Here is a 24,508-nt window from a genome sequence, read left to right on the forward strand (position 1 = left end):
CGGCGGTCCCTACTGCCGGGTGAAGGTGCCGAGACCCGTCTCGTCCAGGTACTCGACGCGGACGGTCCTGCCGTCGGGGGAGAACGTCACGCCGGTGGGGCCGACGGCGTTCTCCCCGCGCGTCGGGAAGCTGAACGTGTCGCCGTCGTAGTGCGTGAGCCGGTACGACTGGGGCTCCGGCCCCAGCCGCAGGACCAGACCGCCGTTCTCCTCCACCACCGTCAGACGGCCGTAGTAGTCGCTGCTGTACGTGCCGGTGTAGGCGCTGTTCGCCCGCGCGGGCGTCGCGTCCGCCGGCGTCCTCGCGAAGTCGGTGTCCGAGCGGCCGGCCTCCGCCTCCTGCTCGTACAGGGCGTTGACCAGCGGCAGCCAGTCCCTGCTCGGCTTCCCCTCCTGCGCGGTGTCGAAGAAGTCGAGGGCGACGGTGTCGGCGACGCCGACCGGGGCGCCGTTGGTGAGGACGACGATGCCGAGCTGCTCGCCCGGCAGCATCGTGACGTTGGTGTGCGCGCCGAGCGCGAACGCGCCGGTGTGGGAGAGGCGGAGCCGGCCCTCGTCGTCGTACGACACGTTCCAGCCGAGGCCGTAGAAGCCGGTCCGCGCGGCGGGGGCCCGGGCCGGGACGGCCACGGCCTCGGGGTGGTGGGTGAGGTCGAGGGCGTCCTCGGCGACGATCCGCTTCCCGTCGAGCGTGCCGTTGGCGAGCTGCAGCCGCAGCCAGACCGCCATGTCGCGGGCCGAGGAGCTGACGCCGCCGGCGGGGGACTGGGCGTCCGGGTCGCGGACGAACCGGGCCTTCCAGGTCCCGTCGGGCTGCTTGACGTGCCCGTGGGCCCGGTCGGGGTTCGAGACGAAGTCCTGGAAGCTGGAGCTGGTGTCGTTCATGCCGGCGGGCTTGTAGAGGGTGTCGTCGGCGAGCTTCTCCCAGGACACGCCCTTCTCGGCGGCGACGGCCTCGGCGGCCGCCGTCAGACCGAAGTTGGTGTAGGCGTAGCTGGCGCGGAACGGCGCGAGGGGCTCGTACCGCAGGTGGGACAGGATGTACTCCTGGTCGTAGCCGAGGTCTTCCAGCAGGTCGCCCGCGTGGTCGGGCAGGCCGCTGCGGTGCGAGAACAGGTCGGCCACGGTCACGTGGTCGGTCACCCACGGGTCCTTCAGCCGGAACTCGGGGAGTTCGGGGCCGACCGGCTTCTGCCAGCCGTCCACGCCGACCGCTCCGGAGACGACGGTGGAGGCGATCGGCTTCGACACGGACGCCAGTTGGAAGACGGTGTCGGCGTCGACCTGGCCCTCCTTGCCGACCTCGCGCACGCCGTACCCCTTGAGGTGGACGACCTCGCCCTTGTAGACGACGGCGACGGAGACCCCGGGCACCCCGGTCTTCCTCATCAGCGCCGCGACGCCGGGGTCGAGCCGGGCGACGGCCCGGTCGACGTCCGCCCGGTCGAGCAGGGGCGGCGGCTGGGCCGGGGGAGGCTCGGGTGTGGGGGTGGGGGTCGGCGTCGGCGTCGGCGAGGGGGCGGTGCCGGCGAGGGAGCCCAAGCCGAGCACGGCCGCGACCCCCGCTGTGACCAGCCATCGGACGGTAACCACGCTTCCATTGAACGCCCCGGGGAAGCCGCTGTCGCGCCGGGCGGACCGGGGCCGGCAATCCGCTGGTCCAGCGCCTGAACCGGCCGGTAGAGTCCGCATCCGGCGGTGCCCCCGGCCCCACCCGGACCGCCCGGCTCCCCCACGAGTCCGCACCCCGTCGCCTGTTCCCCGTAGGTCCGGAAAGGGCCCTTTCTCTGTGACGACTCGTAACCGGCTGAGCGCCCTGGCCACGACGGCCGCGCTCGCCGCCTCCGGCGGTCTGCTGACCGCCACCCCGGCCGCCGCGGCCGTGACCTGCGCCGCCCCGGTGTGGAAGGCGGAGTACTACGCCAACACCACGCTCACCGGCACGCCCAAGCTGACCACCTGCGACAGCGTCATCGCCGAGAACTACGGCACCGGCGACCCGGCGGGTGTCACGCTGCCCCGGGACAACTTCTCCGTCCGCTGGTCCGTCACCCGCGACTTCGGCTCCGGCGGCCCCTTCACGTTCACCGCCGAGGCGCAGGACGGCATCCGCGTCACCCTCGACGGCGTCCGGAAGATCGACCTGTGGAAGAACGTCTCCACCACCCAGAAGAAGACCGCCGCCGTGACCATCCCGGCGGGGCGCCACACGATCCACGTGTCCTACGCGACCTGGACGGGCGCCGCCAACGTCACGTTCGGCTACACCCCGAACACATCGGCCACCATCGACAGGATCCGCCCGCTCGCGCCGGCCGGCGCGTCCCTCGCGTACGACCGCGCGCTCAACAGGGCCACCGTGAAGTGGGCGGCCAACAAGGAGATGGACCTCGCCGGTTACCGGGTCTACCGGCGCCCGAGCACCTCCGCCACCTGGACGAAGGTCAGCGGCTCCACCGCCCTGGTCACCGGCACCTCGTACGTGAACTCCCCGCCGGCCACCGGCGAAAGGTTCCTCTACGAGCTCCGCGCCGTCGACCGGGCCGGCAACGAGTCCGCGGGCGGCACCGACCTGACCGTCACCAGCGTCGACCGTACGGCCCCGGCCGCGCCGACCGGTGTGACGGCGGACGACGGCACCCCCGGCGTCACGCTCACCTGGAAGCCCGTCGCGGGCGCGGCGAAGTACCAGGTGCACCGGCAGCGCAAGGGCACCGCGGACCCGGTCGCCCAGGTCGCCACCGGAGTCACCGGCACCACCTGGACGGACGCCGGCGCCGCCGAGCGGACCGCCTACACGTACTGGGTCTCGGCCGTCGACGCCGCCGGCAACGCCTCCGCCCGGACCGCCGTCACCGCCACGCACGACGACTGGACCGCCCCGGCGGCCGTCAAGGGCCTGACGGCCACCGCCCGGGAGGACGGCGTCCACCTCGCGTGGACGCCGAACACGGAGGGCGACCTCAAGCGGTACGAGGTCTTCAAGGCCACGCTGTGGGACGACGGCGAGGGCGGCACCGCCTGGGTCGCCCACCGCGTCGAGTACCTGCTGCCGACGGCCTCCTCGTACGTCCACAAGAGCGCGGCGGACGGCGAGACGGTGCTGTACGCGGTGATCGCCGTGGACACCGCGAACAACATGCTCTACATCCCCGACCCGGCCATCGACTGGGTCGAGGTCACGGAGCTGGGCACCCCGGACGAGGGCTGAGCCTCAGCGGACCGCTGAGCCTCGTCCTGACCGCTGAGCCTCACCCCGACCGCACCCAGGCGGCGGCCTCCTCCGGGGTCGCCGCCACCGGTACGCCCTCCGGGACCGGGGGGCGGCGGACCACGACGACCGGGACGCCCGCCCGGCGGGCCGCGGTCAGTTTCGGGGCGGTCGCCGCGCCGCCGCTGTCCTTCGTCACCAGGACGTCGATCCGGTGGCGGGCGAGGATCTCCCGCTCGCCGTCCAGGGTGAACGGGCCCCGGTCGAGGAGGATCTCCGTGCGGGCCGGCATCGGGGCCTCCGGCGCGTCCACCGAGCGGACCAGGAACCACTCCGGGCGGTCCGCGAAGGCCGCGAGGCCCATGCGGCCGGTCGTCAGGAAGACCCGGTCGCCGAGGCCGTCGAGGGCCCCGGCCGCCTCCTCCAGGGACGCCACGGAGCGCCAGTCGTCGCCCTCGCCCGGGACCCAGCCGGGGCGGCGCAGCGCCAGCAGGGGAACATGGGCGGTGGCGGCCGCCCGGGCCGCGTTGAAGCTGATCCGCTCGGCGAAGGGATGCGTGGCGTCGATGACCGCGTCCACGGCGTTGCCGCCGATCCACTCCACGAGCCCGTCGACGCCGCCGAACCCGCCGATCCGCACCTCGCCCTCGGGCAGCCGGGGGCTCGCCACCCGGCCCGCGAGGGAGCTGGTGACCCGGGCCTCGGCGTGCAGCAGTCCCGCCAGGGCGCGGGCCTCGGTGGTCCCCCCGAGAATGAGTATGTGCACAGGAGCCTCTTCGTGACTTCAGGCGGCGGGCGTGAGGCCCAACTCAAGCACACGGGTCTCCGCCCGGGGTGGACGACGGGTGCCTGCGCGACGGCGGCGACGACGGCCGCCTACACGGCGCTCCTGACCGGCGATTTCCCGGACCCGGTGACCATCACGCTGCCCAAGGGCCAGACGCCGTCGTTCGCGCTCACGGCGGAGTCCCTCGACGCGGCCGCCGGTACGGCCACGGCCGCCGTGACGAAGGACGCGGGCGACGACCCGGACGTCACGCACGGCGCCGTGATCCGCTCGACGGTACGGCTGCTGCCGCCCGGCTCGGGCGTCGTCTTCCGGGCCGGTGAGGGCGTCGGCACGGTCACCCTGCCCGGCCTGCCCCTGGAGGTCGGCGAGCCGGCGATCAACCCGGTGCCCCGGCAGCTGATGCGGGAGCACGTGGCCTCGGTCGCGGCCCGGCACGGCGCGGGCGGCGACGTCGAGATCACCGTCTCCGTCGACGACGGCGCCGAGATCGCCCGCTCCACCTGGAACCCCCGGATCGGCATCCTGGGCGGCCTGTCGATCCTCGGCACGACGGGGATCGTGGTCCCGTACTCGTGCTCGGCGTGGATCGACTCGATCCGCCGGGGCGTGGACGTGGCCCGCGCGGGCGGTCTGACGCACGTGGCGGGCTGCACGGGCTCGACGTCGGAGCGGACCGTCGCGGCCCTCTACGACCTTCCGGAGATCGCGCTCCTCGACATGGGCGACTTCGCGGGCGCGGTCCTGAAGTACGTCCGCCGCCACCCCGTCGACCGCCTCACGATCTGCGGCGGCTTCGCAAAGCTCTCCAAGCTGGCCGCCGGCCATCTGGACCTCCACTCGGCCCGCTCCCAGGTCGACAAGGGCTTCCTGGCGGAGCTGGCCCGCGCGGGCGGCGCGTCGGAGTCCCTCGCCGCGGAGATCGCCGGGGCGAACACGGGCCTGGCGGCCCTCCGCCTCTGCGAGGCCGCGCACGTCCCGCTGGGCGACCTGGTGGCCGCCCGGGCCCGCGACGAGGCCCTGGCGGTGCTGCGGGGCGCCCCGGTGGCGGTGGACGTGGTCTGCATCGACCGGGCGGGGACGGTGGTGGGACGGTCGACGGTGACGGGCCCGGGCGCGGGCGCGTAGCCGCCCTCCCGTCCCCTCCCGGTCAGGGCAGGGCGGGGCAGGTCAGGTCGGGTCGGGTCAGGCCGTCGGGTAGCCGATCTCCGTCACGTCCTCGGCGAGGTCCGCGAGCGTCACGTCCGGGTTGAGGGCCGCGACGACCTCCGCCGTCAGCGGGCGCAGGGCGAGGACGTGCCGGACCGCCTCGATGTCGACCGACCGCTCGTAGTAGTCCTCGGCGAACGCCACGTACGCCTCCGCCGACCGGTCCGTGAGGTGCTGGAAGAGACCCACGGAACCGTCCGGGTCCACACGGTCCTCCAGGTCCGTGAACTCCACCGGGCCCGTGTGCCAGGCCGTGTCCGCCGGCTCGCGCCACAGACAGGCGGTGGTCACGTGGACCCCGTCCTCGTCCGTGAAGGCGGGCTCCGTCAGGTACTCCCGGAACGCCTCCGGGACCCCGTCGATCACTCCGGGCCAGGTCACGCCGTCCGCGAGCGGCCCGAACGGGCTCATCGGCGACTCGTGGGCGAAGGCGCGCGCGAACACCCCGGCCGGGGAGAGGACGATCGTGTACTCGTCACCGGAACCGTTCTTCATCGAGGCCAGCTGCTCGGTCTCCGACCAGTGCGCGTCGAAGGAGTAGTACCGGCTCTCCCACTCCGGGCTCAGCACGGCCTCCACCATCGCGAGCCCCCGGCTGTGGTCGCGCAGTTCCTCGATGCCCGGCAGCGCCCGGGCCACGTCGTAGACAGTCACGTCTCCATGAGACCGCACGCCGCCGACAGCCGACATGCGGCCCCCGGATCACGAACCTAGGCTTACCAGCACATACCCCCCGGAACGAGAGGGAGCCCCATGGCCAAGCGAGGCAACAAGAGGCGCGCCCGCAAGAAGAAGAACGCGAACCACGGCAAGCGGCCCAACGCCTGACGCCCGACGCCGTCCACGCGCGGGGGCCCCGGGGATCGGACTCCCCGGGGCCCCGGCGTGTGCGCGCCCCGCCCGCGTCGGCGGACAGACGTCAGCAGGTGTGGCGGTCGCGCGCCGGGTCGTACAGGTGGCTGTCGCGGAACTCCGAGGCCGCCAGCGTGCGGCCGACCAGGATGACGGCCGTCTTCGTGATGCCGGCCTCCTTCAGCTGGGACGCGATGTCCTCGAGGGTGCCCCGCAGCACGATCTCGTCGGGGCGGCTGGCCATCGCCACGACCGCCGCCGGGCAGTCCGCGCCGTAGTGGGGGACGAGTTCGGCGACGACCCGGTCCACGTACCGCGCGGCCAGGTGCAGGACGAGCAGCGCGCCGCTGCGGCCCAGCGTCGCCAGGTCCTCGCCCTCCGGCATCGGCGTGGCCTGCTGCGCGACCCTGGTGAGGATCACCGTCTGGCCGACGGTCGGGACCGTGAGCTCCCGCTTCAGCGCGGCAGCGGCGGCGGCGAAGGCCGGGACGCCGGGGACGACCTCGTACGGGATGCCCGCCGCGTCCAGGCGCCGCATCTGCTCGGCCATCGCGCTGAACACCGACGGGTCGCCCGAGTGCAGCCGGGCCACGTCCTGGCCCGCCTCGTGGGCGGCGGCGATCTCGCCGACGATCTGGTCCAGGTCCATCCGGGCGGTGTCGACGAGCCGCGCCTCCGGCGGGCACTCGGCGAGCAGCTCGGTCGGGACGAGGGAGCCCGCGTACAGGCAGACCCCGCACTTCGCGAGCGTCCGCGCGCCGCGCACGGTGATCAGGTCGGCCGCGCCGGGACCCGCGCCGATGAAGTAGACGGTCATCGCTCTTCAGAACCTTTCGTTACGGACCACTGCGTGACCGGCATCGCCTGGCGCCAGCCGGTGAAGCCGCCGACGGGGACGGCGGCGGCCACGGCGAGCCGGACCAGTTCGCCGCCGTGGCGGCGGTAGCGGTCGGCGAGCAGCGCCTCGGACTCCAGCGTCACGGTGTTCGCGACGAGCCTGCCGCCGGTGGGCAGCGCGTCCCAGCAGGCGTCGAGGAGGCCGGGGGCGGTGAGGCCGCCGCCGATGAAGACCGCGTCGGGGGCGGGGAGGGCGGCGAGGCCCTGCGGGGCGGCGGCCGTCACCACCCGCAGGGCGGGCACGCCGAGGCGGTCGGCGTTCCGCGTGATCCGCGCCGCGCGCTCCTCCGACTTCTCGACCGCGACCGCCCGGCAGGAGCGGTGGGCCCGCATCCATTCGATGCCGATGGAGCCGGAGCCGCCGCCGATGTCCCAGAGGAGTTCGCCGGGCGCGGGCGCGAGGGCGGCGAGCGTGGCGGCGCGCACGTACCGCTTGGTGAGCTGGCCGTCGTGCTCGTACGCCTCGTCGGGCAGCCCCGGAACCGCGCCGAGCCGGAGGGTGCCGGGGTCCCGTGCGCAGTCGAGGGCGAGGACGTGCAGCGCGTCGGTCCGCTCGTACGGCCAGTCGGCGGCGGTCCCGTCGAGGACCTGCTCGCGGTCCCCGCCGAGCTGCTCCAGGACCCGGATCCTGGTGCCGCCCCAGCCGGTCTCCCGGAGCAGGGCCGCGACCCGCGCGGGAGTCCCGGGGCCTTCGCCGAGGACGAGGAGCCGGCGCCCGGGGTGGAGCGCGGCGGACAGCGCGGCGAGGGGGCGGGCGACGAGCGAGAGGGTCTCGACGGCCTCCAGGGGCCAGCCGAGGCGGGCGGCGGCGTACGAGACGGAGGACGGGTGCGGGTGGATCCGGAGGCGGTCGGCGCCGACGGTCTCGGCGAGGGTGCGGCCGATGCCGTAGAAGGAGGGGTCGCCGCTGGCGAGGACGGCGATCGTCCGGCCCTCGTGGGCGGCGAGCAGTCCGGGGACGGCGGGGCGGAGCGGGGAGGGCCAGGCGACGCGTTCGCCGGGGCAGTCGCCGCCGGGGAGGAGGTCGAGCTGGCGGGGGGCGCCGATCAGGACCTCGGCGGTCCGCAGGACGCGGCGGGAGCTCCCGGGGAGCCCGTCCCAGCCGTCCGCGCCGATTCCGACGACCGCTATCGCACCGTTCACCTGCGCGACTTTACGTGAGGGCCGCTTTCCGGCGGTACGTGGCGGGCCCCACTCGGGACCCGCCCGGGGCCCGGAATACACGGAGGGGTGGCACCGTTGAGCCGGATAGTTTAAGCTTCAACCACTAGCCGCGAGGCACCAGGAACGCGAGAGGTGAGCACGATGCAGTTCGGGATCTTCACCGTCGGGGACGTGACGACCGACCCCACCACCGGCCGCACGCCCACCGAGCACGAGCGGATCAAGAACACCGTCGCCATCGCGCTCAAGGCCGAGGAGGTCGGGCTCGACGTCTTCGCGACCGGTGAACACCACAACCCGCCGTTCGTGCCGTCCTCCCCCACCACCCTCCTCGGGCACATCGCCGCCCGCACGGAGAACCTGATCCTCTCCACCTCCACCACGCTGATCACCACCAACGACCCGGTGAAGATCGCCGAGGACTACGCGACGCTCCAGCACCTCGCCGACGGCCGCGTGGACCTGATGATGGGCCGCGGCAACACCGGCCCCGTCTACCCGTGGTTCGGCCAGGACATCCGGCAGGGCATCCCGCTCGCCATCGAGCACTACGCGCTCCTCCACAGGCTGTGGAGGGAGGACGTGGTCGACTGGGAGGGCAAGTTCCGCAGCGCCCTCCAGGGCTTCACGTCCACCCCGCGCCCGCTCGACGGCGTCCCGCCGTTCGTCTGGCACGGCTCCATCCGCTCCCCCGAGATCGCCGAGCAGGCCGCCTACTACGGCGACGGGTTCTTCGCGAACCACATCTTCTGGCCCAAGCAGCACACCGAGAAGATGGTCCGCCTCTACCGCCAGCGGTACGCCCACTACGGCCACGGCACCCCCGAGCAGGCGATCGTCGGCCTCGGCGGCCAGGTGTTCATGCGCAAGAACTCGCAGGACGCGGTACGGGAGTTCCGCCCGTACTTCGACAACGCGCCGGTCTACGGCCACGGCCCCTCCCTGGAGGAGTTCTCCCGGGAGACCCCGCTGACCGTCGGCTCGCCGCAGGAGGTCATCGAGCGCACCCTGTCCTTCCGCGACTACGTGGGCGACTACCAGCGCCAGCTGTTCCTGGTCGACCACGCCGGACTGCCGCTCAAGACCGTCCTGGAGCAGCTCGACATCCTCGGCGAGGAGGTCGTGCCGGTGCTGCGCAAGGAGTTCGCCAACCTGCGCCCGGCCGGCGTCCCGGACACCGCGCCGCTCCACCCCGCCGTCCTCACGTCCCGTACCGAGAAGGAGTCCTAAGCCATGCGCACCCTCAAGCTGGTCGCCGTCTCCGCAGGCCTCAGCTCGCCCTCCTCCACCCGGCTGCTCACCGACCGGCTCCTGCAGGCCGCGCGGTACCGGCTCGCCGAGCAGGAGTACGCGGTCGACGTCCAGGTGGTCGAACTGCGCGACCTGGCCGTGGACATCGCGAACAACTTCGTGACCGGCTTCCCCTCCGGGCGGCTCCAGGACGCGATCGACGCGGTGGCGGGGGCCGACGGGGTCATCGCGGTGACCCCGGTCTTCACCGCCTCGTACAGCGGTCTGTTCAAGTCGTTCTTCGACCTGGTCGACCCGGCCGCGCTGACCGGCACCCCGGTCCTCATCGGGGCGACCGGCGGCACCGCCCGGCACTCGCTCGTCCTGGATCACGCCCTGCGGCCGCTCTTCGCCTACCTGCGGGCCCTCGTCGTCCCGACCGCCGTCTACGCGGCGTCGGAGGACTGGGGCTCGGGCGCCGACGAGACCTCCCCGACGGGATGGGGCGAGGGGCTGCCCTCCCGGATCACCCGGGCCGGCCACGAGTTCGCGGACACGGTCGCGGCCCGGCCGTCCCGGCGGCTCGACGACGACGAGATCGTCCCGTTCGAGAAGCAGTTGGCCGACCTCCGCCTGGATTGACCTCTTTGTTACGTTGGAGGCGCATGGTTCAGATGTGCCGTACAACGAACGGAGTTCTGTGATGGCCGGCAGGATCGTGGTGGGCGTGGACGGATCGGAGCCTTCGCTGAAGGCGCTGAAGTGGGCGGCCGGGCAGGCCGCCCTGACCGGGGACTCCCTGCAGACGGTGATCAGCTGGGAGTACCCGGCCACCTGGGCGTCGCTCATGCCGGGCGTGCCGCCGGAGTTCGACCCCGAGCAGCTCGCGAAGCAGATCCTCGACGAGTCGATCGACCAGACCCTGAGCCCGCGGGAGGCCGCCGCCGTCGCCCGTACGGTCGTCGGCGGCAACGCCCCGCAGGCCCTGCTCGACGCGGCCAAGGGGGCGTCCCTGCTGGTCGTCGGCGACCGCGGCTACAGCGGCTTCAAGGCGGCCGTGCTGGGCTCGGTCTCCTCGCACGTCACCCAGCACGCGTCCTGCCCGGTGGTGGTCGTACGGGGCGAACCGGCGGACGCCTAGCCGCCGGGGGACGCCTGGTCGCCGGCCGCCGGGCCACGTGACCAGGCCCGGTCGGCGTACCTCAGGCGGGCACCACGTCCGCCACCACGCACGCCACGTTGTCCGGTCCGCCCCGCTCCCGCGCCAGGGCGACCAGGGCCTCCGCCGCCTCCTCCGGGCCGACGCCCGCGGCGAGCGCGCGGCGGATGTCGTCGGCCGGCGCGACCGCCGAAAGCCCGTCCGTGCACAGCAGGTAGCGGTCGCCCGGCCGCGTCTCGTGCACGCCGAGCTCCGGCTCGGGCGCCGCGTCCCCGCCGTCCAGCGCCTTCAGGAGCAGCGCCCGGTCGGGGCGGTCCGCCGCCTCGGCCGGGTCCAGTTCGCCCGCGTCGACGAGGGCCTGGACGACGGTGTGGTCACGGGTGAGGCGGACGAACGCGCCGTCCCGCAGCAGATACGCCCGCGAGTCGCCCACGTGCGCCAGCGCGAGGCGGCCACCGGTCCACACGACCGCCGTCAGGGTCGTACCCGACTCGGCGAGACCGGAGACCGCGCCGTCGGCCGCGCGCACCGCGTCCTCCAGGGCGTTGAGCACGTCCCCGGCGCGCGCCGAGGGGACCGGTGGCGGTACGGCCTCCAGGGCCCCGACCGCGGCCAGCGCGGCCCGTCCTCCCTCGGGGCCGTACCCGTCGGCGACGGCCAGCAGGTGCGGGCCCGCGTGGGCGGCGTCCTGCTGGGCGGCCCGGACGAGGCCGCGGTCGAGCCGTACGGCGGTCCGCAGGACGAAGGCCGGCCGCCCGGCCGTCCCGGCAGGCGCGACGCCCACCCCGTCCGCCGTCTCGCAGGCCGTCGCCCCGGTGGTCCCGCCGCTCACCCCGCCAGTCGCCCCATCGGCCGTCGCGTCGGCCCTCTCGTCGGTCATCTCGGTGGGTCCCTTCAGCCGGTCCACCAGGGAGGCCGCCAGATCCCGCCGCGCCGCGGTCTCCGACTCGACCCGCGCCCAGTAGCCGCGGATCGCGCGGGCCGCGCCCGAGGCGTCCGAGGCGTACAGCGCGCAGACCCGTCCCACCTCGGCGAGCGGCATGCCGATGCCCCGCAGCCAGGCGATCAGACGGGCCCGTTCGAGCTGTTCCTCCGCGTAGTAGCGGTAGCCGGTGAACGGGTCGACGCGGGCGGGGGGCAGCAGGCCGAGCTCGTCGTAGCGGCGCAGCGCCTTGGCGGAGAGCCGGGAGGCGCGGGCGAAGTCCCCGATGGTCAGCATCGGCCCGGACACCGCCGCGGGCCTGGGCTCTTCGTCGCGCACAGCTCGATTTTCCTCCCTGGACCGGGCCCTCCGCCCGGCACAGGCGATGCTGGGCCTTCCCCGCGGGGGAAGGTCAACCGACTGGCGGCGCACGCCGTGCGCCGTGCCGCGGCCCGGCGCACGATGCCCCCATGGACATCAAGCTGGAACTGATCGGCGTGCCCGTCACCGACATCGACCGGGCCAAGGCCTTCTACGAGCAGGTCGGCTTCCACGCCGACCACGACATCCCGGTCAGCGACGAGATCCGGTTCGTGCAGATGACCCCGCCGGGCTCGGCCTGTTCGATCGCCTTCGGCAAGAGCATCACGGAGATGGCCCCCGGCTCCCTGGACAACATGCAGGTCGTCGTCGCCGACATCGAGGAGGCCCACCGCGACCTCACCGAGCGCGGGATCACGGTCAGCGAGATCGCCGACATGCCGTGGGGGTCCTTCGTCTTCTTCGCCGACCCGGACGGCAACCGTTGGGCGGTCCAGCAGACCACCCCGCGCGGGAAGTAGCCGTCCGTCACTTGCGGTTGTAGAGCCGCATGGTGATCGCTCCGAAGACGATCACGAGCAGCGCCGACCAGCCCAGCGACCAGGCGATGTCGGCGGCCGGCCAGTTGCCCGCCATCAGTTCGCGCACCGCCGTCGCCAGGTGGGTCACCGGGCTGTTGTTGACGAAGGCCTGGAGCCAGCCCGGCATCGTCTTCGGGTCGACGAAGACGTTCGACAGGAACGTCAGCGGGAAGATCACCATCATCGAGACGCCCATGACGGACTTCTCGCTGCGCAGCAGCAGGCCGAACATGGTCCAGATCCACGAGAACGAGAACGAGAAGACCACGAGCAGCGCCACCCCGAGCAGCACGCCCACGATCCCGCCGTCCGGCCGGTAGCCGATGAGCATGCCGACGGTCAGCATCACGGCCGAGGCGATCAGATAGCGGACGACGTCGCCGAGGAGGTAGCCGACCATCGGCGCGGGCCGCCAGATCGGCAGGGTGCGGAAGCGGTCGAAGACGCCCTTCTCGATGTCGGTGTTGACCGAGATCCCGGTGTACATCGTGATCATCACGACGCTCATCACGAGGATGCCGGGCAGCAGGAACTGGATGTACGACGAGACGGAGCCGGCCAGCGCACCTCCGAAGAGGTACGTGTACATCAGCACCATCATGATCGGGAACGCCGTCACGTCGAACAGCTGCTCCGGCACGTGCTTGATCTTCAGCATGGCCCGCCAGCCGAAGGTCATCGAGGCGGAGAGCGCGCTGGGGCGCGGCGGGCGGGAGTGGCCCACGAGCAGCGCCGCGAGTTCGTCGGCCTTCGGGGCGACGAAGTCGAGCGTGTCGGTCGTCTGGGTGTCCTTGCCGGTGGTGACGGTCATGCCGCCGTTCCTTTCCTGTCCGTCAGTGCCAGGAAGACCTCGTCGAGGCTGGGCTGGCCCAGCGCGAAGTTGTCGACGGTGATCCCGGCCCCCGCCAGCTCCGCCAGGGCCCGCGCGGCCTGCTCGGCGGCGCCGAGGTCCGTGCCGTGGCCGTTGACGGTGGCGGTGAGCGCGACCGGGTCGGCGTCGAGCTGGACGGTGGCGTTCAGCGCGTCCACGAGGACCTGCCGGGCCTCGGGCCGCTGCTCCGGGTCCCGGAGGCGCACGTGCACGGAACCGGAGCCGACGGAGGCCTTCAGCTCGCCCTTCGTCCCCTCGGCGATCACCTTGCCGTGGTCGATGACGGCGATCCGGGAGGCCAGCTGGTCGGCCTCGTCCAGGTACTGGGTGGTCAGCAGGACGGTGGTGCCCTGGGCGACCACCGCGCGGATGATGTCCCAGACCTGGTTGCGGCTGCGCGGGTCGAGGCCGGTGGTCGGCTCGTCGAGGAACAGCAGGTCGGGGGTGTTGAGGATGGACGCGGCGATGTCGATGCGGCGCCGCATGCCGCCCGAGTAGTTCTTCACCTGCTTGTCGGCGGCCTCCGCGAGCCCGAACGCGGCGAGCAGCTGCGCGGAGCGCTCGCGGGCGGCGGGCCGGGTGTGGCCGAGCAGCCGGCCGAGCAGGACGAGGTTCTCGGTGCCGGTCAGGTCCTCGTCGACGGAGGCGTACTGCCCGGTGAGGCTCACCCGGCCCCGCACGGTGTCGGCGTCCTTGACGACGTCGCTGCCGAAGACGCGGGCCCGGCCGCCGTCGGGGCGGAGCAGCGTGGCGAGCATCTTGACGGCGGTGGTCTTGCCGGCGCCGTTCGGCCCGAGGACCCCGTACACGGTGCCGGTGGGCACGCGGAGGTCGATGCCGTCGACGGCGCGGTTGCTGCCGAAGACCTTGACCAGGCCCTCGGTCTCGATGGCGAGGTCGGTCATACCGTGGATCCTCCGGGGGAAGAGGGCGCGGAGCAGACGCGCGCGAAAGAGAGCGCTCCTCCCAGTCTCCGTCGGCCACCGCCGCACCGCCAGGCCGGCGGAGGCGTGTCCTCCGCGCGGCGGCCTCCCGAGCCCCTGGAGAACCCCCGTCCCCGGGACGATGCCGCCTCCCCCGCGCGGCGGAGGAGGAACGGTCTCCGGGGCGACGGCCGGGGGCGGGTCCCGGCGGGACGCTGGGACCATGATGAGAGTCAAGGCCCTTCCGGACGTGCCCCGTTGGGCCGTCCTCGCCGCCCATGCCGTTCCGCTCGTCACCCTCCCGTCGGGGCTGTGGCGGTTCGCGCTCGTCGCCGGGTTCCCGGTCACCCAGCACGCCGGCTGGAGGTCCATGGGCGTGGGGGAGTCCGTGTACGTCGTCTCCCTCAGCGTCGTGTCCGAGCTGCTGGCCTTCCTCACCCTGGGGCTCGTCCGCTCCTGGGGCGAGGTCTTCCCGCGGTGGATGCCGTTCCTCGGCGGGCGCCGGGTGAACCCGGCCGCCGCGACCGGCGCGGCCCTGGCCGGGGCGGCCGGGCTGTGCGCGATCGCCGCCTGGGGCGCCTACGCCGCGTACGCGGACCTGGGGCCCGGCATCCCCTCCACACCGGCGCAGGACGCCCTGCTGGCCGTCTGCTACGCGCCGCTCCTGGCCTGGCCTGTGCTGCTCGCGGCGGTGGCGGTCGCCTACCGCCGGCGCCGCCGCGACGGCGGGAGGGGTGCCGCCGGGGGCGGGAGCCGTCAGTACGGCGCCGGGTGTCCCTCGCCGTCCTCGTGGGTGTAGAAGAGGTAGTAGGCGGCGGCGCCGTTGAGCGCGCCGAAGGCCAGTCCGAGTCCGCTCGACGACAGGATGCTGGCGCCCGAGAGGCTGTAGAGGAAGCCCGCGGCGATGCCCGTCAGGGACCCCCAGGCGGCGGCCCGCGCCTCGCGGAACAGGGCGCGGCCGTAGCGGCGCAGGACGTAGATCCCGGCGCCGAGGACCAGGGCCGAGATCAGGCCGAGCCACAGCTGCCCCAGGGTGGTGGGTCCGCCCTGGCGGGCCACGGTCGCCGCGTAGAGGCCGTACAGGACACCGATGACGATCGGGGTGGCCAGGCCGTGCGTGCTGAACGGTTTCCGGACGGGTATCGCTGCGTGTGCGGCCATGGCAGGAGCTCCTTCGTCTCTCGCCCCCCTGCTGCTTCCCGCACCCTCAAGGGCACACCCGCGCCCGGCGCCCCGCAAGTGGATCAGGCGGAGGCCGGGCGCCGGGGTCGGGTGGCGCCGGGGTCAGGCGGCGGGGCGTACGGCGACCGCGTCGATCTCGAAGAGCATCCCGGGCAGCGCGAGCGCCGCGACGCCGCTGAGGGTCTGGGCCGGCAGCCGCTCGCCGAAGTGGGCGTGCAGGCCCTTGCCGAGGGCCTCCAGCTTGGCCATGTCGTGGTCGACGATGTACGAGCCGAGGCGGACGACGTGTTCGAGACCGAGGCCGACGCCTTCGAGGGCGAGCCTCAGGTTGACGAGCGAGAGCTCGACCTGGGCGGCGAAGTCGACGGGGACGGGCGCGCCGGACGCGTCGGAGGCGTACTGGCCGCCGATGAAGACCGGCTCACCCGGCGCGGAGACGGCGTGGCTGTAGCCGAAGGGGGTGGGGTCGTGGAGCGTGCCGGGGTTGGTGATGACCCGCTGGTCGGTGGTGGAGGGCTGGGCGGCCGTGGCGGGCTGGTCGGTGGTGGAGGGCTGGGCGGTCATGACGGGTCGTTCCTTCCGGAGAGTACGGCCACGGGGAACGCGGCCAGGGTCAGTGCGGCGCCCGCGAGGAGCACCGTGCCGAGGGAGTACGCGTCGACCAGGAACCCGCCGAGGAGGGCGCCGAGCGCGATCGCGAGGCAGAAGACGCTGACGTTGAGGCCGGTGGCGGTCTCGACGTCGTCGGGGGCGGCGGCCATGAACCAGGACTGGAGCGCGACCGAGACCCCGCCATAGGCGAGCCCCCAGAGCAGCAGCAGCCCGGCCCCGGCGATCGCCGAGCCGCCGAGGAGGAAGCCGGCGAGGAGGACGGTGCCGAGCGCGGCGGCGATGACCGCGAGCGTACGGCCCGGGGAGCGGGCGGCCCGGGAGCCGGCGAGGAAGTTCCCGGCGACCCCCGCGACGCCGTAGCCGAGGAGCAGGGCGCCGAGGAGCGAGCCGGAGATCCCGGAGCGGTCGGCGAGCAGCGGGCGGACGAAGGAGTACGCGAGGAAGTGCCCGGTGACGAGGGCGAGGGTGAGCAGCAGCCCGGCCCGCACGCGCCGGTTGCGGCGGGGCAGGGCGAGCAGGGTGCCCGAGCGTGTGGCGGGGGAGGTGGGGGAGGGCTCCGCGCCCGTCCCCGCACCCCTTCCCGGCAGGCGGGGCAGCAGCGTCCGGAGTGCGGCCGCCGCAAGCAGGGCGAGGAGCCCGGTGACCGCGAACGCCCAGCGCCAGCCTGCCCGTTCGGTCAGGAGAGTGCCCGCGGGGACGCCGAGGACCGAGGCCGCGGAGACGCCGCCGAAGATCACGGCGGTGGCCCGTCCCACGGCACCGGCGGGCACGAGCCGGGGCGCGAGGCCGCCGGCCAGGGCCCAGAAGCCGCCGATGGCGATGCCGAGCAGGACCCGGGCGGCGAGCACGACCGCGAGGTGTCCGGCGAGGGCCGAGACGAGGTTGGCGGCCGCGGCGAGGAGCAGGAGGCCCACCAGGAGCGCCCGGCGGTCGGCGCCGGCGGCGCGGACGGTGACGAGCGGTGCGGCGAGGGCCGCGACGAGGCCGGGCACGGTCACCATGAGGGCGGCGGTTCCCTCGGAGACGGCGAGGTCGGCGGCGGCCGGTGTGAGCAGTCCGACCGGCAGCAGTTCGGCGGTCATGACGGTGAAGATGCCGAGCGTCACGGCGGCGACGGCGGGCGGGCCCCCTCGCTCCGGACCTCGCTCAGTGCCTCCCGCCTTCCCTGCCCGACCCTTCCCTGCTCCACCCGCAATCTGGATATCTAACATCCAGAATTACCCCCTTCAGAAGCCCTCCCCCCACCGGGAGAGCGGCCGTGTCAGACGTTGGCGAACCAGCGGCGGATCCGTTCGGGCGCGGCCGGTGCCTGGAGTTCGGCCCGCGCCCGGACGTCGTCCAGGGTCTGGGCCATGAGCTCGCGGCGCCAGGCCAGGTCGGCCCGCCCCATGGCCCCGGCGATGGCGCACTCCGCGGCGTACGTCTCCGGAGCCCCCGCGCCGGGTCCCTGGCGGCGGATCTCGGTGCAGCGGAAGGCCTCGTCCGGGCCTTCGACGGCGGCGACGACGTCCATCAGCGTGATCCGGTCGAGGCCCCGGGCCAGCCGGAAGCCGCCCTTGGGCCCGGAGACCGAGGTGACGATCCCGGCGCGGGCGAGCGCTTGGAGCTGCTTGTTCAGATAGGCGTGGGGCAGCTCGTGGTAGGCCGCGAGACGCGCGGCGGTGACCGCCCGCTCTGACCCGATCCAGGCCAGGTTCAGGCAGCTGTGCAGTGCCCATTCCACGCCCTCGCTCATCTTCATGTCCTGGACCCTACATATCCAGAATAGAGAAGGCAAGCAACGAGCCGACGGAGAAGGCCCGTTCAGTCCTCCGCCCCCTCCGCCGCCAGAGCCGCCAGTCTCCCCAGCGCCTCGTCGAGCACCGCTCGCGGCGGGGACGCGAGTCCGACCCGGATCGCGTCCGGCGCCGCCCCCGCACCGTCCCGCCCGGCCACCGCGAAGGCGCCTCCCGGGGTGACCGCCACGCCCGCGCGTGCGGCGGCCGCCGCCGTGAAGGTCTCCGCCCGCCACGGCGCGGGAAGCTCCCACCAGCAGTAGTACGCGTACGGGGACGCCCGGACGGCCTGCCCGGCGAGCCGGCGCCGGACCAGGGCGTGCCGGGCCCGCGCGTCCGCCCGCTTGGCCGCGACCACCTCGGCGACCGTCCCGTCCCCGGTCCACCGGGTGGCGGCCGCGAGGGCGAGCCCGCCCGCCGTCCAGGCCCCGGAGCGCAGGGACTCCGCCACCGCCGCCCGGAGCCGCCCTGGGACGACGAGATAGCCGACGGTCAGACCGGGGGCGAGGCGCTTGGAGAGGCTGTCCACCAGGAGGACCCGCTCGGGGGCGTGCGCGGCGAGCGGCGCGGGCGCGTCCGGCACGAGGAAGGCCCAGGTGGTGTCCTCGACCGCCGTCAGGTCCAGATTCCTGAGCAGTTCGGCCAGTTCGGCCCGGCGCCCCTCGCCCGCGGTCGAGGAGAGCGGGTTGTGCAGGGTGGGCTGGAGGTAGACGGCGGCCAGCGGTGCCGCCCGGTGGGCTGCAGCGAGCGCCTCGGGCCGTACCCCCTCCTCGTCCAGGGCGAGCGGTACGAGCCGGATGCCGAGCGTCTCGGCCACCGCTTTGACCAGCGGATACGTGAGGGCCTCGACGCCCAGCCGGCCGCCGGCCGGAACGAGGGCGGAGAGGGCGGCGGCGATGGCCTGCCGGCCGTTCCCGGCGAAGAGCACGCTCTCGGGGTCGGGCGCCCAGCCGGGCCGGGCGAGCACCGCCGCCGCCGCGTCACGGGCCTCCGGGGTGCCCGTGGCGGCGGCCGGCCGGGAGACGGCCTCGGTCAGCACGTCGGACCGGGCGAGGGCCGCGAGGGCGCGGGCCATCAGCTCCGACTGCCCTTCGGCGGCGGGGTAGTTGAGCTGGAGGTCGACGGGCGCGGCACCGCTCGCCTCGGCGAGCGCGGGCCCCGGGAGCGGCGGCGCGGCCCGGACGAAGGTGCCGCGTCCGACCTCCCCGACGACGAGGCCGCGCCGGGCGAGCTCGCCGTACACGCGGATGGCCGTCGAGTTCGCGATGGCGTGCCGGCGGGCGAAGACGCGCTGCGGCGGCAGCCGGTCACCGGGGCGCAGCCGCCCGTCCCGTACGGCGGCCTCGACCCGGTCGGCGATCCTCCGGTACTCCTCCACGCCGCTCCCCACTCCTTCGCGAACCGATTGCACCGAGAGCAAAGATCTTATTGCACCGAGCAGTTGGGGCTGCCTAGCCTGCGGACATGCACGTCACCCGTACCCCCGACGCCGACATCCACTACGCGGACAGGGGCGAGGGCCCGGCCCTCCTCCTCGTCCACGGCCACCCCTTCGACCACACGATGTGGCAGCCCCAGCTCGACCACTTCTCCCGCACGCACCGCGTGATCGCCCCCGACCTGCGCGGTTACGGCGCGACACCGCTCGGCGCGCGGCCCGGCCCCACCGGCCTCAGCGTCTTCGCCGAGGACCTCGCGGCCCTCCTGGACGACCTGGGGATCCACGACTGCGTCCTCGCCGGCCTCTCCATGGGCGGCCAGATCGCCATGGAGCTCTACCGCCGCCACCCGCGGCGCGTCCGGGGCCTCGTCCTCGCCGACACCTTCCCCGCCGCCGAGACCGACGAGGGCAAGGCCGCCAGGAACGCCATGGCCGACCGGCTGGTCGCGGGCGGCGCGGAGGCCATGCGCGAATACGCCGACGAGGTCCTCGACCGGATGGTGGCCCCGTACAACACCCATGCCGCGCCGCACGTGCACCGCATGATGTGCGCGACCGACCCGGCCGGCGCGGCGGCCGCGCTGCGGGTCCGGGCGCAGCGCCCGGACTACCGGAAGACGCTGACGACGGTCCCGTTCCCCGCGCTCGTCGTGGTCGGCAGGGACGACTCGTACACCCCGGTCGCCGACGCGGAGGAGATGCACGCGCTCCTCCCCCACTCCACCCTCGCGGTGGTCGAACGGGCCGCGCACCTGCCGAACCTGGAGCGCCCCGACGCGTTCAACGCCGTACTGGAGGACTACCTCCGCTCACTCGTACGGCCCAGCTGAACGTTCGGAACGGTACGAACGCTCCGACGATGGGTCCATGAGCCAGAACACGGCACCACCGCGCAGACCCACGTCCTCCTCGGCCGCCGCCTGGGCGAGCGGCGGCACGCTCTTCGCGGGCGTCCTCATGCTCGTCACCGGCTTCATGGACGTCTTCCAGGGCATCGCAGGCATCGCCGAGGACGACGTGTACACCCGCGTCGGCGACTACGTCTTCAAGTTCAACCTCACCACCTGGGGCTGGATCCACCTGATCCTCGGCATCGTGGTCGCGATCGCCGGCTTCGGCATCCTCAAGGGAGCGGAGTGGGGCCGGGTCGCCGGTATCGCGCTCGCGTCCCTCAACATCCTCTTCCAGTTCATGTTCCTGCCGTACCAGCCGTGGTGGGCGCTGTTCTCGATGGCCATCTCGGTCTTCGTGATCTGGGCGCTCGCGACGGACGAGGCGTACGGCCGGGACGAGACGTTCTGAGGGGCGGGCGGACGATGAGACGCACCACGGCAGCGGCCCTGGCCCTGGCCGCCGGCACCGCGCTCACCCTCACGGCCACCGGGTGCGACACCGTCAAGGAGACCGCCGGCGACATCGTCTCCACCGCCACGGCGGCCGCGGCCTCGGCCGCGACGGAGAAGATGAACGAGGTCAAGGACGGGGTGAAGGCCACCGGCGACGTGAAGGCCGGGCCGACGAGCACCGACGGGGACCGGACGGTCGCCGAGATCACGGCGACCAACCCGAAGGACGCGAACGCCGACTACACGATCATGGTCACCTTCCGGGACGCCGACGGGAACTTCCTCGACTCGGTCGTCCTGAACATCGACGGAGTGGAACCCGGGAAGTCCAAGACCGGTACGGCGCGCAGCAATCGGACGCTCTCGGGCGAACCGACGGCGGAGATCGCGCAGGCCCTGCGACACTGACAGGGTGGAGCGAGTCCAGACCGCGGAGCACGGGGAGACGGCGGAACCCGTGAACAGCAGCCCCGCCGAAGCGACCCCGGAGCCGAACTCGGAGCCGGCCTCCGGGCCGCCGCCTCTCAGGCCCAGGCATCGCGTCACGGCCTGGGCCGGGGGGCTGCTCATGGTGGTCCCGGCCCTGATCGCGGCCTGCCGCGCCCTGGACACGGACGCCACGACCCCCGTCCCCCAACTCCTCTCGGTACTCCCCTGGCTGACGGTCCCCGCCGCCCTCGCCCTGCTCCTCGCCGCCGCGTCCCGGCGCCGGGCGCTGACCTTCGTGGCGGTCCTCGTCCTCGGCGCGACCGCCTGGAGCGCCGTGCCGTACATGCCGCAGGCCGTCATCCCGTACGGGCTGCCGCTGGCACGGGTGAAGGTCCTCGCGGCGAACGTCGAGTTCGGCCAGGGGACGGCGTCACTGGTCGACGTGGTGCGGCAGGAGCGCCCCCAGCTCGTGTTCGTGTCGGAATGCGATGCCGCCTGCCGGTCCACCCTCACCCGGACCTTCGCCGACGCGCTGCCCCACTACGCCGACGTCCGGGGAGAGGGATCGGTCGGCTCGATCCTCCTGAGCGCGTACCCGCTGACCGACTGGCGGATGATCCCGGCGGCCATGGGCATGCCCGGCGCGACGGCCGAGATCGCGGGCGTGCCGGTACGGCTCCAGCTGGCGCACCCGCTGCCGCCGGTGCCGGGGCAGGTGTCCCTGTGGAAGCGGGAACTGGGGCGGGTGGCGGACGCCGTCGCGGCGCAGCGCACCGGACCGATGCTGGTCGCGGGCGACTTCAACGCCTCGCAGGACCACGCGGCCTTCCGCGCGGTCCTCGCGGCGGGCGGACTCCAGGACGCGGCACGGCGGGCGGACCGGAGCCGCACGCCGACCTGGCCGATGGAGGGCCCGCCGCTGCCGCCGTTCGTCCAGATCGACCACGTCCTGGTGAGGGACTTCAGCGTCCGCGACGTCCGCTTCCTGGACCTCCCGGGCTCCGACCACCGGGCGGTCCTCGCCGATCTCGACCTGCGCGGGCCGCGCTGATCGGCGACGCTGGAGAGCATGGAGAACGAGGAGATCCTGGACGACATCGGCGCCCTCGTCGAGGAGGAACGCGCCCTGCGGCAGCGCACCGGCGGCCTCCTCCCCGAGGAACGCGCACGGCTGTCGGAACTGGAGGTCCGGCTCGACCAGTGCTGGGACCTGCTGCGGCAGCGGAGGGCGAAGGCGGAGTTCGGCGAGGACCCGGACACCGCGACGGTCCGCCCGGCCACGGAGGTCGAGTCCTACCGCAACTGACACCGCGCCGCCCACCCCGTTGTGGGCAGTCGTTCCGCTGGGGCGGAACGGGTGGGCACAACGGACGGCGCCCCTTGCCGGGCCCAGGCTTCCGCGCCCTGACCCGCACCCCGAGTGCGGTGCACGGGTGGTGCGGGTCCAGGCACAAGGGGCGGAGGCGCCGCCAGAGGGCGCCGTCCCGTGTGCCCGCCCGTCCCGCCCCAGCGGGACGATTGCCCACACGGGGCACGGGAGGCGGGGGCCTGGGGCGGCGCCGACAGTACGTTGGGCGCATGGCACGACCCGCAGGGCCCACCCGGCTCTCCCCGCCCGCCTGGCTCACCGCCGGCTTCAGGCCCGCGCCCACCCCCGTCCCCTGGGCCGCCGTCGGACGCGCCGCCGTCGCGCTGTCCGCGCCGCTCGCCGTCGGGCTGGCCGTCGGGCAGCCGGCCTACGGGGCGCTCGTGTCCATGGGCGCGCTCTCCGGCGTCATCGGCGACACTGCCGACGCCTACCGGATGCGGATCCTGAACATCGCCGTGCCGCAGCTCTTCGGCGCCGTCGGAGTCACCCTCGGAACCCTCGCCTTCGGCCACGGCTGGGTCGCCGTCGCCGTGCTCACCCTCGTCGCGCTCGTCTCCGGGATGATCTCCTCGATCGGTGCCGTCGCCTCCGTCTCCGGGCTGCTCCTGCTCCTCAACGCCGTCGTGGGAGCCGGGCTCCCCATGCCCGACCCGTGGTGGAAGGCGCCCCTGCTGCTCGGCCTCGGCGGGCTGTTCGTGCTCGCCCTGACCCTGCTCGGCTGGCCCCTCCGCCGCGCCGCGCCCGAGCGGGCCGCCGTCGCCGCGACGTACCGCTCCGTCGGCGAGCTGTACGAGGCCACCGGCACCCCCGCGTACGACGAGAAGCGGCAGGCCGTCACCGCCTCCCTCAACCAGTCCTACGACCTCGTCCTCGCCCGCCGGGCCCGCCAGCACGGCCGCGCGTCCTCCCTCGTCCGGCTGCTCGCTCAGCTGAACGCCGTCATCCCGCTGGTCGAGGCCGCCCCCGCCGCGCAGCTCCGCGCCCGGCTCCACGGCCCGCTGTCCGCCACGATCCCCGCGGCGGTGCGCGAACTCGCCGACGCCGTCGAGGACGAGGAGGGCCGCACCGGGGCACCCGTACTCGATCTGCCGACCCCGGAGCGGCCCGCCGAGAAGGCCGTCGACCACGCCCTGCGGTACGCCGCCGCCGTCGTCCACCGGACCGAGCCCGACGCCTCCAACGTCGACGACCGGCTCGGCCGCCCGGCCGCGCTCCGGGTCCGGGTCCGCCGGGCCGCCCGCGCCGTCCTGTTCTCCGAGGCGTCCTGGCGGTACGGGCTCCGGCTCGCCCTCTGCATCGGCCTCGCGCAGGCCCTCGTCTCGCTGATCCCCGTCCCCCGCTCCTACTGGGTCGCGCTCACCGTCACGTTCGTCATGAAGCCCGACTTCGGCTCGGTCTTCTCCCGCGCGGTGCTCCGCGCCTTCGGCACCGCCGCCGGGCTCCTCCTCGCCGCCCTCGTGCTCGCCGAAGTCCCCCGCGGCTGGTGGGACGTCCCCGTGATGTGCGTGCTCGCGGCCCTCATCCCGGCCTTCTCCGCCAAGGGGTACGCCTTCCAGACGGCGGCCATCACCCCGGTGATCCTGCTGCTCTCCGACACCCTCAACCAGCAGGGCTTCGGCCTCGTCATGCCCCGCCTGTACGACTCCCTCATCGGCTGCGGCATCGCGCTGATCGCCGGCTACCTCCTCTGGCCCGAGTCCTGGCACTCCCGGATCGGCGACCGGCTCGCGGACGCCGTCGCCGACACCGCCACCTATGTGGCCTGCGCGTTCGGCGGGCTGGAGGACCAGGGCCGGCGGCTGCGCGCCCGCCGAAAGCTCTACCGCGACCTGTCCACCGTCCGCTCCGAGTTCCAGCGGGCCCTCACCGAACCCCCGCCGACCGGGACCCGCGCCGCCGCCTGGTGGCCGCTCGTCGTGGCCGTCGAGCGGATCGTGGACGCCACGACCGCCGCCCGGATCCGGGTCAGCCACGGCGCCCCCGAACCCGACCCCGCCGAGGTCGCCGCCGTCGAACGGGAGCTGCGCGAACTCGCCCAGGGAATCCGCGCGTCGGACACCCTGGTCGAGGTCCGCAGCGAGCTTCCCGGCGACGAGAACGGAGTCCTCGCGCCGCTCCGCCAGGAGGTCAGCGCGGCCCGCGCCATCGCCGGTCCCGACCTGCGGTAAACCTTCCCCCGGGGGCGTACGGGAGGACTTACCGGCGGTCACGGAACGGAACCCTCCCC

Annotated in this window: 27 protein-coding genes; 14 read left to right on the forward strand and 13 right to left on the reverse strand. The window is 74.0% G+C overall.

Going from position 1 to position 24,508, the window contains the following annotated elements; all coding sequences use genetic code 11:
• Nucleotides 1-9: 9 nt before the first annotated feature.
• Nucleotides 10-1,593, reverse strand: coding sequence for a serine hydrolase (locus AMK27_RS17630; RefSeq protein WP_073908385.1), 1,584 nt, complete (start codon nt 1,591-1,593; stop codon nt 10-12).
• A gap of 196 nt (nt 1,594-1,789) precedes the next feature.
• On the opposite strand from AMK27_RS17630, the gene AMK27_RS42355 reads away from it, so the two are divergent.
• Complete coding sequence (locus AMK27_RS42355; protein ID WP_073908388.1) at nt 1,790-3,211, forward strand: fibronectin type III domain-containing protein; 1,422 nt, start codon at nt 1,790-1,792, stop codon at nt 3,209-3,211.
• 40 nt (nt 3,212-3,251) lie between these two features.
• On the opposite strand, the gene AMK27_RS17640 is transcribed toward AMK27_RS42355, so the two are convergent.
• Complete coding sequence (locus AMK27_RS17640; RefSeq protein WP_073908391.1) at nt 3,252-3,977, reverse strand: cobalt-precorrin-6A reductase; 726 nt, start codon at nt 3,975-3,977, stop codon at nt 3,252-3,254.
• Between the two features lie 12 nt (nt 3,978-3,989).
• Between AMK27_RS17640 and AMK27_RS17645 the strand changes: the two genes are divergently transcribed.
• Nucleotides 3,990-5,126, forward strand: coding sequence for a cobalt-precorrin-5B (C(1))-methyltransferase (locus tag AMK27_RS17645; RefSeq protein ID WP_073909476.1), 1,137 nt, complete (start codon nt 3,990-3,992; stop codon nt 5,124-5,126).
• A gap of 57 nt (nt 5,127-5,183) precedes the next feature.
• Here AMK27_RS17645 and AMK27_RS17650 read toward each other — a convergent pair whose 3' ends face one another.
• Complete coding sequence (locus AMK27_RS17650; RefSeq protein ID WP_073908394.1) at nt 5,184-5,897, reverse strand: hypothetical protein; 714 nt, start codon at nt 5,895-5,897, stop codon at nt 5,184-5,186.
• 63 nt (nt 5,898-5,960) lie between these two features.
• Between AMK27_RS17650 and AMK27_RS44565 the strand changes: the two genes are divergently transcribed.
• The gene (locus AMK27_RS44565; protein ID WP_015034725.1) at nt 5,961-6,035 is read left to right on the forward strand and encodes a 50S ribosomal protein bL37; all 75 of its coding nucleotides are present in this window, start codon (nt 5,961-5,963) and stop codon (nt 6,033-6,035) included.
• 91 nt (nt 6,036-6,126) lie between these two features.
• On the opposite strand, the gene cobM is transcribed toward AMK27_RS44565, so the two are convergent.
• Entirely contained in the window at nt 6,127-6,876 is a 750-nt protein-coding gene (gene cobM, locus AMK27_RS17655) for a precorrin-4 C(11)-methyltransferase (RefSeq protein WP_073908396.1), read from the reverse strand.
• On the reverse strand, nt 6,873-8,099 hold the full coding sequence (gene cbiE, locus AMK27_RS17660; protein ID WP_073908399.1) for a precorrin-6y C5,15-methyltransferase (decarboxylating) subunit CbiE: 1,227 nt from the start codon (nt 8,097-8,099) through the stop codon (nt 6,873-6,875). Before cbiE ends, cobM begins: the two co-directional genes overlap by 4 nt.
• 162 nt (nt 8,100-8,261) lie before the next feature.
• On the opposite strand from cbiE, the gene AMK27_RS17665 reads away from it, so the two are divergent.
• The 3 genes from AMK27_RS17665 to AMK27_RS17675 all read left to right on the forward strand — a co-directional run bounded on the left by AMK27_RS17665 (nt 8,262) and on the right by AMK27_RS17675 (nt 10,491).
• Nucleotides 8,262-9,350, forward strand: coding sequence for an LLM class flavin-dependent oxidoreductase (locus AMK27_RS17665; protein ID WP_073909480.1), 1,089 nt, complete (start codon nt 8,262-8,264; stop codon nt 9,348-9,350).
• Between the two features lie 3 nt (nt 9,351-9,353).
• On the forward strand, nt 9,354-9,992 hold the full coding sequence (locus AMK27_RS17670; RefSeq protein ID WP_073908402.1) for an FMN reductase: 639 nt from the start codon (nt 9,354-9,356) through the stop codon (nt 9,990-9,992).
• 61 nt (nt 9,993-10,053) lie between these two features.
• Nucleotides 10,054-10,491 (forward strand): universal stress protein, encoded by a 438-nt coding sequence (locus AMK27_RS17675; protein ID WP_073908404.1) that lies wholly within the window; start codon nt 10,054-10,056, stop codon nt 10,489-10,491.
• 61 nt (nt 10,492-10,552) lie between these two features.
• On the opposite strand, the gene AMK27_RS17680 is transcribed toward AMK27_RS17675, so the two are convergent.
• Entirely contained in the window at nt 10,553-11,728 is a 1,176-nt protein-coding gene (locus AMK27_RS17680; protein ID WP_073909484.1) for a MerR family transcriptional regulator, read from the reverse strand.
• A 173-nt stretch (nt 11,729-11,901) separates the two neighbouring features.
• Here AMK27_RS17680 and AMK27_RS17685 point away from each other — a divergent pair, with 173 nt between their 5' ends.
• Nucleotides 11,902-12,273 carry a VOC family protein gene (locus tag AMK27_RS17685; protein WP_073908406.1) on the forward strand — a complete coding sequence of 124 codons (372 nt, stop codon included), beginning with the start codon at nt 11,902-11,904 and terminating at the stop codon, nt 12,271-12,273.
• Between the two features lie 7 nt (nt 12,274-12,280).
• Here AMK27_RS17685 and AMK27_RS17690 read toward each other — a convergent pair whose 3' ends face one another.
• Together AMK27_RS17690 and AMK27_RS17695 are read right to left on the reverse strand one after the other, a co-directional pair.
• Nucleotides 12,281-13,144, reverse strand: coding sequence for an ABC transporter permease (locus tag AMK27_RS17690; RefSeq protein ID WP_073908408.1), 864 nt, complete (start codon nt 13,142-13,144; stop codon nt 12,281-12,283).
• Nucleotides 13,141-14,109: an ATP-binding cassette domain-containing protein gene (locus tag AMK27_RS17695; RefSeq protein WP_073908410.1), complete on the reverse strand. Its 969-nt coding sequence runs from the start codon at nt 14,107-14,109 to the stop codon at nt 13,141-13,143. Before AMK27_RS17695 ends, AMK27_RS17690 begins: the two co-directional genes overlap by 4 nt.
• 241 nt (nt 14,110-14,350) lie before the next feature.
• Between AMK27_RS17695 and AMK27_RS17700 the strand changes: the two genes are divergently transcribed.
• Entirely contained in the window at nt 14,351-14,926 is a 576-nt protein-coding gene (locus tag AMK27_RS17700) for a hypothetical protein (RefSeq protein WP_073908412.1), read from the forward strand.
• Here AMK27_RS17700 and AMK27_RS17705 read toward each other — a convergent pair.
• From AMK27_RS17705 to AMK27_RS17725, 5 genes are all read right to left on the reverse strand, one after another.
• A complete protein-coding gene (locus AMK27_RS17705) occupies nt 14,884-15,288 on the reverse strand; it encodes a hypothetical protein (protein ID WP_073908415.1) in 405 nt (134 codons plus the stop codon). The two genes, AMK27_RS17700 and AMK27_RS17705, sit on opposite strands and share 43 nt — an antisense overlap.
• Before the next feature lie 123 nt (nt 15,289-15,411).
• Nucleotides 15,412-15,873, reverse strand: coding sequence for a RidA family protein (locus AMK27_RS17710; RefSeq protein ID WP_073908418.1), 462 nt, complete (start codon nt 15,871-15,873; stop codon nt 15,412-15,414).
• Complete coding sequence (locus AMK27_RS17715) at nt 15,870-17,027, reverse strand: MFS transporter (RefSeq protein ID WP_241847531.1); 1,158 nt, start codon at nt 17,025-17,027, stop codon at nt 15,870-15,872. The genes AMK27_RS17710 and AMK27_RS17715 overlap by 4 nt, the downstream gene beginning before the upstream one ends.
• 155 nt (nt 17,028-17,182) lie before the next feature.
• Entirely contained in the window at nt 17,183-17,656 is a 474-nt protein-coding gene (locus AMK27_RS17720; RefSeq protein ID WP_079188517.1) for an RrF2 family transcriptional regulator, read from the reverse strand.
• Between the two features lie 68 nt (nt 17,657-17,724).
• On the reverse strand, nt 17,725-19,074 hold the full coding sequence (locus tag AMK27_RS17725) for an aminotransferase-like domain-containing protein (protein WP_073908427.1): 1,350 nt from the start codon (nt 19,072-19,074) through the stop codon (nt 17,725-17,727).
• Nucleotides 19,075-19,160: 86 nt separating this feature from the next.
• On the opposite strand from AMK27_RS17725, the gene AMK27_RS17730 reads away from it, so the two are divergent.
• The 6 genes from AMK27_RS17730 (at nt 19,161) to AMK27_RS17755 (ending at nt 24,449) form a co-directional block, all read left to right on the forward strand.
• Entirely contained in the window at nt 19,161-19,967 is an 807-nt protein-coding gene (locus AMK27_RS17730) for an alpha/beta fold hydrolase (RefSeq protein ID WP_073908432.1), read from the forward strand.
• Nucleotides 19,968-20,004: 37 nt separating this feature from the next.
• Nucleotides 20,005-20,439 (forward strand): DUF7144 family membrane protein, encoded by a 435-nt coding sequence (locus AMK27_RS17735; protein WP_073908436.1) that lies wholly within the window; start codon nt 20,005-20,007, stop codon nt 20,437-20,439.
• 14 nt (nt 20,440-20,453) lie between these two features.
• Entirely contained in the window at nt 20,454-20,891 is a 438-nt protein-coding gene (locus AMK27_RS17740; protein WP_079188492.1) for a hypothetical protein, read from the forward strand.
• 4 nt (nt 20,892-20,895) lie between these two features.
• Nucleotides 20,896-21,963 carry an endonuclease/exonuclease/phosphatase family protein gene (locus AMK27_RS17745; RefSeq protein WP_079188493.1) on the forward strand — a complete coding sequence of 356 codons (1,068 nt, stop codon included), beginning with the start codon at nt 20,896-20,898 and terminating at the stop codon, nt 21,961-21,963.
• An 18-nt stretch (nt 21,964-21,981) separates the two neighbouring features.
• Nucleotides 21,982-22,218, forward strand: a complete 237-nt coding sequence (locus AMK27_RS17750; RefSeq protein ID WP_073908441.1) for a DUF2630 family protein — start codon at nt 21,982-21,984, stop codon at nt 22,216-22,218.
• 272 nt (nt 22,219-22,490) lie between these two features.
• A complete protein-coding gene (locus tag AMK27_RS17755) occupies nt 22,491-24,449 on the forward strand; it encodes an FUSC family protein (RefSeq protein WP_073908446.1) in 1,959 nt (652 codons plus the stop codon).
• The last annotated feature ends 59 nt before the right edge of the window (nt 24,450-24,508 follow it).

Origin of the sequence: Streptomyces sp. CB02009, from assembly GCF_001905825.1 — a bacterium.
Classification (GTDB): domain Bacteria; phylum Actinomycetota; class Actinomycetes; order Streptomycetales; family Streptomycetaceae; genus Streptomyces.

What these genes read in the sequence shown, in the direction of transcription:
- AMK27_RS17735 (WP_073908436.1), top strand. Translation starts at nt 20,005, where the DNA reads ATGAGCCAGAACACGGCACCACCGCGCAGACCCACGTCCTCCTCGGCC.
- AMK27_RS17665 (WP_073909480.1), top strand. Translation starts at nt 8,262, where the DNA reads ATGCAGTTCGGGATCTTCACCGTCGGGGACGTGACGACCGACCCCACC.
- AMK27_RS17690 (WP_073908408.1), bottom strand. Translation starts at nt 13,144, where the DNA reads ATGACCGTCACCACCGGCAAGGACACCCAGACGACCGACACGCTCGAC.
- AMK27_RS17650 (WP_073908394.1), bottom strand. Translation starts at nt 5,897, where the DNA reads ATGTCGGCTGTCGGCGGCGTGCGGTCTCATGGAGACGTGACTGTCTAC.
- AMK27_RS17695 (WP_073908410.1), bottom strand. Translation starts at nt 14,109, where the DNA reads ATGACCGACCTCGCCATCGAGACCGAGGGCCTGGTCAAGGTCTTCGGC.
- AMK27_RS17680 (WP_073909484.1), bottom strand. Translation starts at nt 11,728, where the DNA reads ATGCTGACCATCGGGGACTTCGCCCGCGCCTCCCGGCTCTCCGCCAAG.
- cobM (WP_073908396.1), bottom strand. Translation starts at nt 6,876, where the DNA reads ATGACCGTCTACTTCATCGGCGCGGGTCCCGGCGCGGCCGACCTGATC.
- AMK27_RS17720 (WP_079188517.1), bottom strand. Translation starts at nt 17,656, where the DNA reads ATGAGCGAGGGCGTGGAATGGGCACTGCACAGCTGCCTGAACCTGGCC.
- AMK27_RS17730 (WP_073908432.1), top strand. Translation starts at nt 19,161, where the DNA reads ATGCACGTCACCCGTACCCCCGACGCCGACATCCACTACGCGGACAGG.
- AMK27_RS17755 (WP_073908446.1), top strand. Translation starts at nt 22,491, where the DNA reads ATGGCACGACCCGCAGGGCCCACCCGGCTCTCCCCGCCCGCCTGGCTC.
- AMK27_RS17700 (WP_073908412.1), top strand. Translation starts at nt 14,351, where the DNA reads ATGATGAGAGTCAAGGCCCTTCCGGACGTGCCCCGTTGGGCCGTCCTC.
- AMK27_RS17710 (WP_073908418.1), bottom strand. Translation starts at nt 15,873, where the DNA reads ATGACCGCCCAGCCCTCCACCACCGACCAGCCCGCCACGGCCGCCCAG.
- AMK27_RS17750 (WP_073908441.1), top strand. Translation starts at nt 21,982, where the DNA reads ATGGAGAACGAGGAGATCCTGGACGACATCGGCGCCCTCGTCGAGGAG.
- AMK27_RS17705 (WP_073908415.1), bottom strand. Translation starts at nt 15,288, where the DNA reads ATGGCCGCACACGCAGCGATACCCGTCCGGAAACCGTTCAGCACGCAC.
- AMK27_RS17675 (WP_073908404.1), top strand. Translation starts at nt 10,054, where the DNA reads ATGGCCGGCAGGATCGTGGTGGGCGTGGACGGATCGGAGCCTTCGCTG.
- AMK27_RS17670 (WP_073908402.1), top strand. Translation starts at nt 9,354, where the DNA reads ATGCGCACCCTCAAGCTGGTCGCCGTCTCCGCAGGCCTCAGCTCGCCC.
- AMK27_RS17685 (WP_073908406.1), top strand. Translation starts at nt 11,902, where the DNA reads ATGGACATCAAGCTGGAACTGATCGGCGTGCCCGTCACCGACATCGAC.
- AMK27_RS17740 (WP_079188492.1), top strand. Translation starts at nt 20,454, where the DNA reads ATGAGACGCACCACGGCAGCGGCCCTGGCCCTGGCCGCCGGCACCGCG.